Annotated in this window: 6 protein-coding genes; all 6 read left to right on the forward strand. The window is 63.6% G+C overall.

Annotated features, from left to right (window positions below):
* The first annotated feature begins 239 nt into the window (after positions 1-239).
* On the forward strand, positions 240-1199 hold the full coding sequence (locus H5T65_13275; GenBank protein ID MBC7260200.1) for a 3-hydroxyacyl-CoA dehydrogenase family protein: 960 nt from the start codon (positions 240-242) through the stop codon (positions 1197-1199).
* Positions 1200-1212: 13 nt separating this feature from the next.
* Positions 1213-2091: a 3-keto-5-aminohexanoate cleavage protein gene (locus H5T65_13280; GenBank protein MBC7260201.1), complete on the forward strand. Its 879-nt coding sequence runs from the start codon at positions 1213-1215 to the stop codon at positions 2089-2091.
* A 65-nt stretch (positions 2092-2156) separates the two neighbouring features.
* Entirely contained in the window at positions 2157-3818 is a 1662-nt protein-coding gene (ilvD, locus tag H5T65_13285) for a dihydroxy-acid dehydratase (protein MBC7260202.1), read from the forward strand.
* Positions 3819-3889: 71 nt separating this feature from the next.
* Positions 3890-4969: an MBL fold metallo-hydrolase gene (locus H5T65_13290; GenBank protein ID MBC7260203.1), complete on the forward strand. Its 1080-nt coding sequence runs from the start codon at positions 3890-3892 to the stop codon at positions 4967-4969.
* A gap of 96 nt (positions 4970-5065) precedes the next feature.
* Positions 5066-7336: a PAS domain S-box protein gene (locus H5T65_13295; protein MBC7260204.1), complete on the forward strand. Its 2271-nt coding sequence runs from the start codon at positions 5066-5068 to the stop codon at positions 7334-7336.
* Positions 7305-7445 (forward strand): DNA-binding response regulator (locus tag H5T65_13300; GenBank protein ID MBC7260205.1); only part of this gene is annotated, 141 nt, incomplete at its 3' end. The genes H5T65_13295 and H5T65_13300, both read left to right, overlap by 32 nt.

Consider the following 7445-nt stretch of genomic DNA (forward strand, 5'->3'; position numbering starts at 1 on the left):
GACTGGTCGGAAGCCCGCGCTGTACGAGTTCACCACGCGCCTTGACGTTCTCCGATATGTGGATTATAATCTACGGTGGTGTATCGATAATCGATAATATCCCTGGGAATTGGAAACCACCGTTTTTCGCCCAAGAGAGTGTACCACGCGCGCGAACTTGTGGTATAATAGGGCCAGGGTAAACGTTGTAACGCACGTCTGCTTCCGTCTGCGCCTTCCAACCGCCAAGGAGGATTGCCATGAGACTTGAGGATATTCGCAGGGTGGCCATGATCGGGGCGGGGACCATGGGTTCGGGTATCAGCATGTGCTTCGCCCAGGCCGGCTATGAGGTGGCGCTGTACAGCCGAAGCGCCGAGGGAATCCAGAGGGCACTCAACAGGGTGAAGCATAGCCAGCAGGTGTTCATCCAGGAGGGGCTGATATCCGAGGGGGAGGCGGAGGCCGCGCGAGCGCGTATCCGCGGGACCGATTCCCTCGCCGATGCGCTGCGAGATGTCCAATACGTCCTGGAGTCGGTGCCCGAGAACCTGGCTCTCAAGCAGGCCCTTTTCCGCGAAATGGAGACCCTGTGCCCGCCTGACACGATCCTCGCCACCAACACGTCGGGCCTCAGCATCACGGCTATCGCGTCGGTTTGCCGCTATCCCCAGCGGGTGGGCGGTATGCACTGGGCGAACCCGCCCGAAATCGTCCCGCTGGTGGAGGTGATTCGCGGCGAGCAGACGTCGGAAGAGACCATGGACCTCATCTACGACATGTCCGAACGGCTGGGCAAGGTGCCGGTGCGCGTGCAGAAGGACATCCCCGGATTTGCCAGCAACCGCCTGCAGTACGCGCTGCTCCGCGAGGCGCTGCACCTGGTGCAGGAAGGGGTCGTAACGGCTGAGGATGTGGACCGCACGCTGAAGAACGGGGTCGGCTTCCGCTATCCGTGGCTGGGGCCACTGGAGACGGCGGACCTGGGTGGCCTGGACGTGTTCCACACCATCTGTCAGTATCTGTTCAAGGAATTGAGCACGATGACGAAGACGCCCGCGTTCTTTGACGAGATCGTTCGGGGCGCCAACTACGGCATCAAGACGGGGCGGGGGTTCTACGACTATACTGGCAAGTCGCGCGAGCAGATTCTGCGAAAGCGCGATTTGTATTTCCTGCGGCAACTGAAGTTGCTGCGCGAGGTTCGGGAGATGGAATGAGGCGAGGTGAGAGATGGCAGACAAAGTCATCATCACGGCGGCGCTGGCCGGCAGCGTTACGCTGAAGGAGCACAATCCCAACGTGCCCTACACGCCCGAGGAATTCGCCCGCGAGGCGAAGCGGGCCGAGGAGGCAGGCGCGGCCATCGTGCATGTCCACTTCCGCGATCCCATCACCGGCAAGCCGACCACCGATCCGACGATCATGGGCGAGGTGGTGCAGGCCATCCGCGAGAACAGCCGCGTGCTGCTGAACCTGAGCACGGGCGTGAGTCTGGATTCCACGCTGGAAGAGCGCAAGCGGCCCATCGTGTACCACACGCCCGAGTTGGCGTCGTTGAACCCGGGCACCATGAATTTCTGCACCGTGAGTTACAAGGATGGCTCCATCATCGCGGACAAGACGTACTACAATCCGCTTTCGGCCACCATAGAGTTCGGCACGCTGATGAAGGAGAAGGGCATCAAGCCCGAGATTGAGTGCTTTGACCTGGGCCACGTGCACAACACGTTGTTCTTCTTGGAGTACTACGACTTCCTCGTGCCGCCGCTACATTTCTCCTTCGTGTTCGGGGTGATGGGGGGAACCCGATTCAACTCGGACATTCTGAACAGTTACATCCACGCGGTGCCGCCCGGGTCCACGTGGCAGGGGGTAGGCGTGGGGCCGCTGTGCTTCCCGGTGGCCATGGCCGGGGCGATCTTCGGCGGGCACATTCGGGTGGGCCTGGAAGACAACATCTACATTGACATAACCACGAAGACAAAGTCGCGGGGCAACTGGGATCAGGTGGAGAAGGCCGTGCAGATCGCGCGGATGGCGGGGCGCGAGCCGGCCACGCCCGACGAGGCGCGCGCGATCCTGCACCTTCCCGCGAAGCCAGCCGGATAGCATTCACGGGCGTAGCCCGAAGCCTGCGGCGCGATGTTCCAACCACTTGCGCAAAGGGGGTGCCGATGCGAAGCGATGCGATGAAGAAGGGGCTGAAGAGGGCGCAGCACCGGGCGTTGTTGTATTCCATAGGGTACACGCGCCGTGAGATTGACGGCCCCATTGTCGGCGTGGTCAACGCCTTCAACGAGATCGTCCCCGGGCATTTCCACCTCAACGCCGTAACCGAGGCCGTCGTGCGCGGCGTCGCATCGGCAGGCGGCACGCCGGTGGTCTTCCCGTCCATCGGCATCTGCGACGGGCTGGCGATGGGGCACGAGGGGATGAAGTACGTGCTGGCCAGCCGCGAACTCATCGCCGATTCGGTGGAAGTGATGGCGATGGCGCACCCCTTTGATGCGCTTGTCCTCGTAACGAACTGCGACAAGATCACCCCTGGGATGCTGATGGCGGCGCTGCGGCTGAACATTCCGGCCGTCGTCGTGAGCGGCGGGCCGATGCTGGCGGGGTTGTGGCGCGGACGCGAGACCGACCTGACCACCGTGTGGGAAGGCGTGGGCCAGGTTTCTGCCGGCCGCATGACCGAGGCGGAGTTGGCCGAGATGGAGGAGGTCTGCTGCCCTGGGTGCGGGTCGTGCGCCGGGATGTTCACGGCCAACTCCATGAACTGCCTGACGGAGGCCCTGGGCATGGGCCTGCCGGGGAACGGGACGATTCCGGCGGTGAGCGGGGCGAGGCTTCGCCTGGCGAAGTTGGCCGGGGTGAAGGTCATGGAACTTCTTCAGCGCGGGATTTGTCCGCGCGACATCGCCACGCCCGAAGCCTTCATGAACGCCATCGCGGTGGATATGGCCCTGGGGTGCTCTACGAACACCGCGCTGCACGTTCCGGCGATTGCGAACGAGGCGCATCTGACCATCCCGCTGGATTTGTTCCAGGAGGTGGCGGAGCGCGTTCCGCACATCTGCAACATGAGTCCGGCGGGGCCGCATCACCTGGACGACCTGGACTGCGCGGGGGGCGTGCAGGGCGTGATGAAGCGGCTGGCCGAGAAGGGGCTGGTGGACCTGTCGGTGATGACCGTAACGGGGCGCACTCTGGGTGAGAACCTGGATGGAGCGGAGATTCGCGATGCCGAGATCATTCGCCCGCTGGATCGGCCCGTCCATCCGGAGGGCGGCCTGGCGATCCTGAAGGGCAACCTGGCCCCGGAGGGCGCGGTGGTCAAGCAGGTGGCGGTGGCTCCGTCCATGCGGCAGCGGCGCGGGCGGGCGCGGGTGTTTGACTGCGAGGAGGACGCCGTGGATGCCATCCTGGGCGGGCGTATCGTGCCGGGGGATGTGGTCGTCGTGCGGTACGAGGGGCCGAAGGGCGGGCCTGGGATGCGCGAGATGCTGGCACCCACGTCGGCGATTGTGGGCATGGGCCTGGGCGAGTCGGTGGCGCTCATCACCGACGGGCGGTTCAGCGGCGTAACCCGCGGCGCGGCCATCGGCCACGTTTCCCCGGAGGCGGCGGAAGGCGGGCCCATCGCCCTGGTGCAGGAGGGCGACAGCATCTGGATAGACATTCCCAATCGCACGCTAACGCTTGAGGTATCCGAGCAGGAGTTGTCTGAGCGGCGGGCCCGCTGGGTTCCCCCTGAGCCAAAGGTGAAGGAGGGGTATCTGTACCGATACGCGAAGATGGTAACATCGGCCAGCACAGGCGCTATACTGAAGGTGTGAGCGGCAACCTTTGCCGACGCATTGCGAAGTTTTGGTCCCAACCTAATTCACAATAAGAAAGGAGCAAAGCCATGAGCGACGAGAGTGTGGTCAAGTACGACGAGATGGGCGTCATGGACGGGGCGACGATTGGGCTGCCCCGAAAGATGACCCGAGAAATCTGGCTGCAGGAGGTTTTTCCCGAGTGGGGCACGTACCTGAACTACGAGATTGAGCATTTTCAGGTGAAGCCGGGGACGGGCGTTCTCTGGTACTTTGGCGGGCCGTCGTTCGCGCTGAAGTCGCAGGCAGGCGCGGTCTTCCTGGTGGATCTGTACGCCGGGCCGAGCCTGTTCACGGACTACTCGTACTGCGGCGTGTGTCGCACCAGCGGCGCGGACAAATTGTGGTGGATGCGCCTGAACCCGCACGTAATAGACCCGTGGAAGTTCAGCCGCCTGGATGCGGTGTGCATCACCCACCATCACCAGGACCACATGGACTTCTACACCATCAGCGCGGCGCTCCAGACCACGAACTGCAAGTTCATCGCGCCGCCCGAAGCCGCCCGACGGATGAAGAAGAACATGGGCGTGCCCGACGACCGACTCATTGTGGCCGAGGTGGGCAAGAGCGTACAGATTGCCGACATGAAGATTGATTTCGCGCCGAACTTTGATGTCATCGCCACCAAGACTGGCTTTGACACGCCCAGGCCGTTTGAGGAAGTCGCCGTGAGTTACATCTTCAACACCGAGGGCGGGAACATGGCGTTCCTGGGCGACACGCTGTATCACAACGGGTACCGCATGGTGGGCGAGACCTACAAGATTGACATGGTAACCATGGACATGGGCAACAACGCCCCCGGCTACACCGACAAGATGTCGCCGTGGGATGTGTGGCGGGTGGCCGAGGCCATGAACGCGAAGGTGGTGATTCCGGCGCATCATGACAACTGGGCCAACTGCTACGAGGATCCGTCGTACCTGGAGTACATCGTGAGCCGCAAGGCGAAGGAGAAACGGCTGGACATGCGGACCGTCGTCCTGCTGCCCGGGGCGCGGTACGAGCACCCGACCGACATGAACATCGGCCGGTACGTGTATCCCGACTGGCGCGAGCGCACCAACTGGAAAAAGAGCGTGGAGTACGGGCCAGACCGCTGGTAGGCTGGCGTCGGCGGATGGTCGCGGGGTGGCCGGTGGCGCGATGGCTACCGGCCACCCGGTGTCGCGTCTTGCTGGCCCGGGAGATAACGCAACGGAATGGAACGGACGAAGACGAGGCTTGTCTCGGACCAACTGGAGCGCGGTGAGGAGCGGTATCGCGCGCTGTTTGAGGCGGCCGCCGAGGCGATTGTGCTGCAAACGGCGGATGGCGTCATCCTCGACTGCAATCCATCGGCGTGCCAGATTTTCGCGTGCGCGCGAGAGCAGTTGATCGGCGCGAATGTGTGCGAGTTCGTCGCACCGGAGGGAGCGCCGACTGCCCGGCGCTTCATGCGCGACGCGCTGCGGTCGGGCGCGGCCACCTTCACGCTGGCCTGCAAGCGCCGCACGGGGGTGATTTTCCCCGCAGAGGTTACGGCGCGTCGGGTTCTGTTGGGGGGCGCTCCCCATCTCGTTACGTGTGTGCGCGATGTTACGGAGCGAAAATGGGCCGAAGAGCGAATCCGCCAGGACGAGCGTTTCCTGAAGGCGGTGTTTGACGGGATTCAAGACGGCATCAGCGTGCTGGACAAGGAACTGAACATCGTCAGCGTCAACCAGGCGATGGAGAAATGGTACGCGCACATGACGCCGTTGGTGGGCAAGAAGTGCTTCCACGCTTATCACGGCCGCGAGGCGCCCTGCACGATTTGCCCCACCGTTCGGGCGATGAAGACGGGGACTCCCCAGATGGACGAGGTGCCCCTGACCGGGGCCGATGGGGTCTGGGGCTGGCTGGAAGTGTACGCCTTCCCCATGCTGGGCGATGATGGCAAGCCCACCGGCGCCATTGAGTACGTGCGCGACATCACCGAGCGCAAGCGCGCCGAGGACAAAATCCGATATGACGAGTGGTTCCTCCAGGCGGTGTTTGACGGGATTCAGGACGGCATCAGCGTGCTGGACAGGAACATGCGCATTGTGCGGGTCAACAACGCCATGGAGCGCTGGTACGCCCACGCCACGCCTCTGGTGGGCAAACTATGCTACCAGGCGTACCACCTGCGCAGCGAGCCGTGTGTCATCTGTCCGACGCGGCGGGCCATGGAGAAGGGCACGCCGCAGATGGATGAGATTCCCCTCACCGGCCCCAAAGGGGTGGAGGGGTGGTTGGAATTGTACGCCTTCCCCATGTACGACGACAACGGCAATTGTATTGGGGTCATTGAGTACGTGCGTGACATCACCAAGCGGCGCGAGGCCGAGGAGGCGCTCGGCAAGTCCCGCCGCCTGCTGGAGAAGACGTTTGCGAGCCTGCGCGACGCGGCGTTTATCATAGACCTGGACATGCGGATTCTGGACTGCAACCCCGCCGCGACGGAGATCTTCGGTTACAAGCGCCAGGAGATGCTGGCTCAGGACATCGGCCTGCTCCATGTGGATGGCGCGCGCCTGGAGGAATTCAACCGCCATTTGCGCGCCGCCCTGGCCGAAAAAGGGTTTCTCTTCCTCCCCGAGTTCCCGATGAAGCACAAGAGCGGGAGGGTATTTACCACAGAGCACAGCGTGGTGCCGTTGGAGGACGAGCAGCACCGACACATCGGCTGGGTGGCGCTCATCCGCGACATCACGGAGCGCAAGCGGATGGAGCAGTACATGCTGCGGACGGAACGTCTGGCGGCGATGGGGCGGCTGGCGGCGGCGCTGGCGCACGAGATCAACAACCCGCTGCAGGGCATCGGCAACAGTCTGGAGTTGGTGCTGGACTTCCCGCTGGGCGACGAGGAGCGGCAGGAGTACCTGCTGGCGGTACGGCGCGAGATAGAGCGGCTCATGGCGTTGAGCGAGCGCGTGCTGGACTTTGCGCGGCCGCCGCAGATCGAGCGCCGCCCCACGCTGGTGCCGCCTATCGTCCAGCATGCCCTGGACCTGGCCGCGAATCAGTTGCAGCAGCGGCGCATCGCGGTTACGCTAGACCTTCCGGCGGACCTGCCGCCAGTGATGGCGTCGGCCGACCACTTGTCGCAAGTGTTTCTGAACCTGATCATCAACGCCATTGAGGCTATGCCCGGGGGTGGGTCGCTGGACATCGCGGCGAGGGTGTGCGAGGGGCAGATGGAACTGGCATTCTCGGACACCGGCTCGGGCATCACACCCGAGGCGATGAGCATGCTTTTTGAGCCTTTCTACACGACAAAGGAAGACGGCACGGGCCTGGGGCTGGCGATTAGCCACAGCATTATCCAGCAGCACGGGGGTTCTATCGCGGCCCGGAACGCGCCGGGCGGGGGCGCGACGTTCATCGTGTCGCTCCCACTGGCGCCGGCTCTTCGTGAGGAGTCGGAGGAGGTAGACCTTGCTGGACCCTGTATATCCGCCGATTCCTGAAGCGCGGATTTTGGTGGTGGATGACGAAGCGACGCCGCGGATGGCCAACACGCGGGCGTTGAATCTGATGGGGTACAAGGCCGACGCCGCGGCATCAGGCGCGCAGGCG

Source organism: Chloroflexota bacterium, from assembly GCA_014360805.1.
In the GTDB taxonomy this organism is placed as follows: domain Bacteria; phylum Chloroflexota; class Anaerolineae; order DTLA01; family DTLA01; genus DTLA01.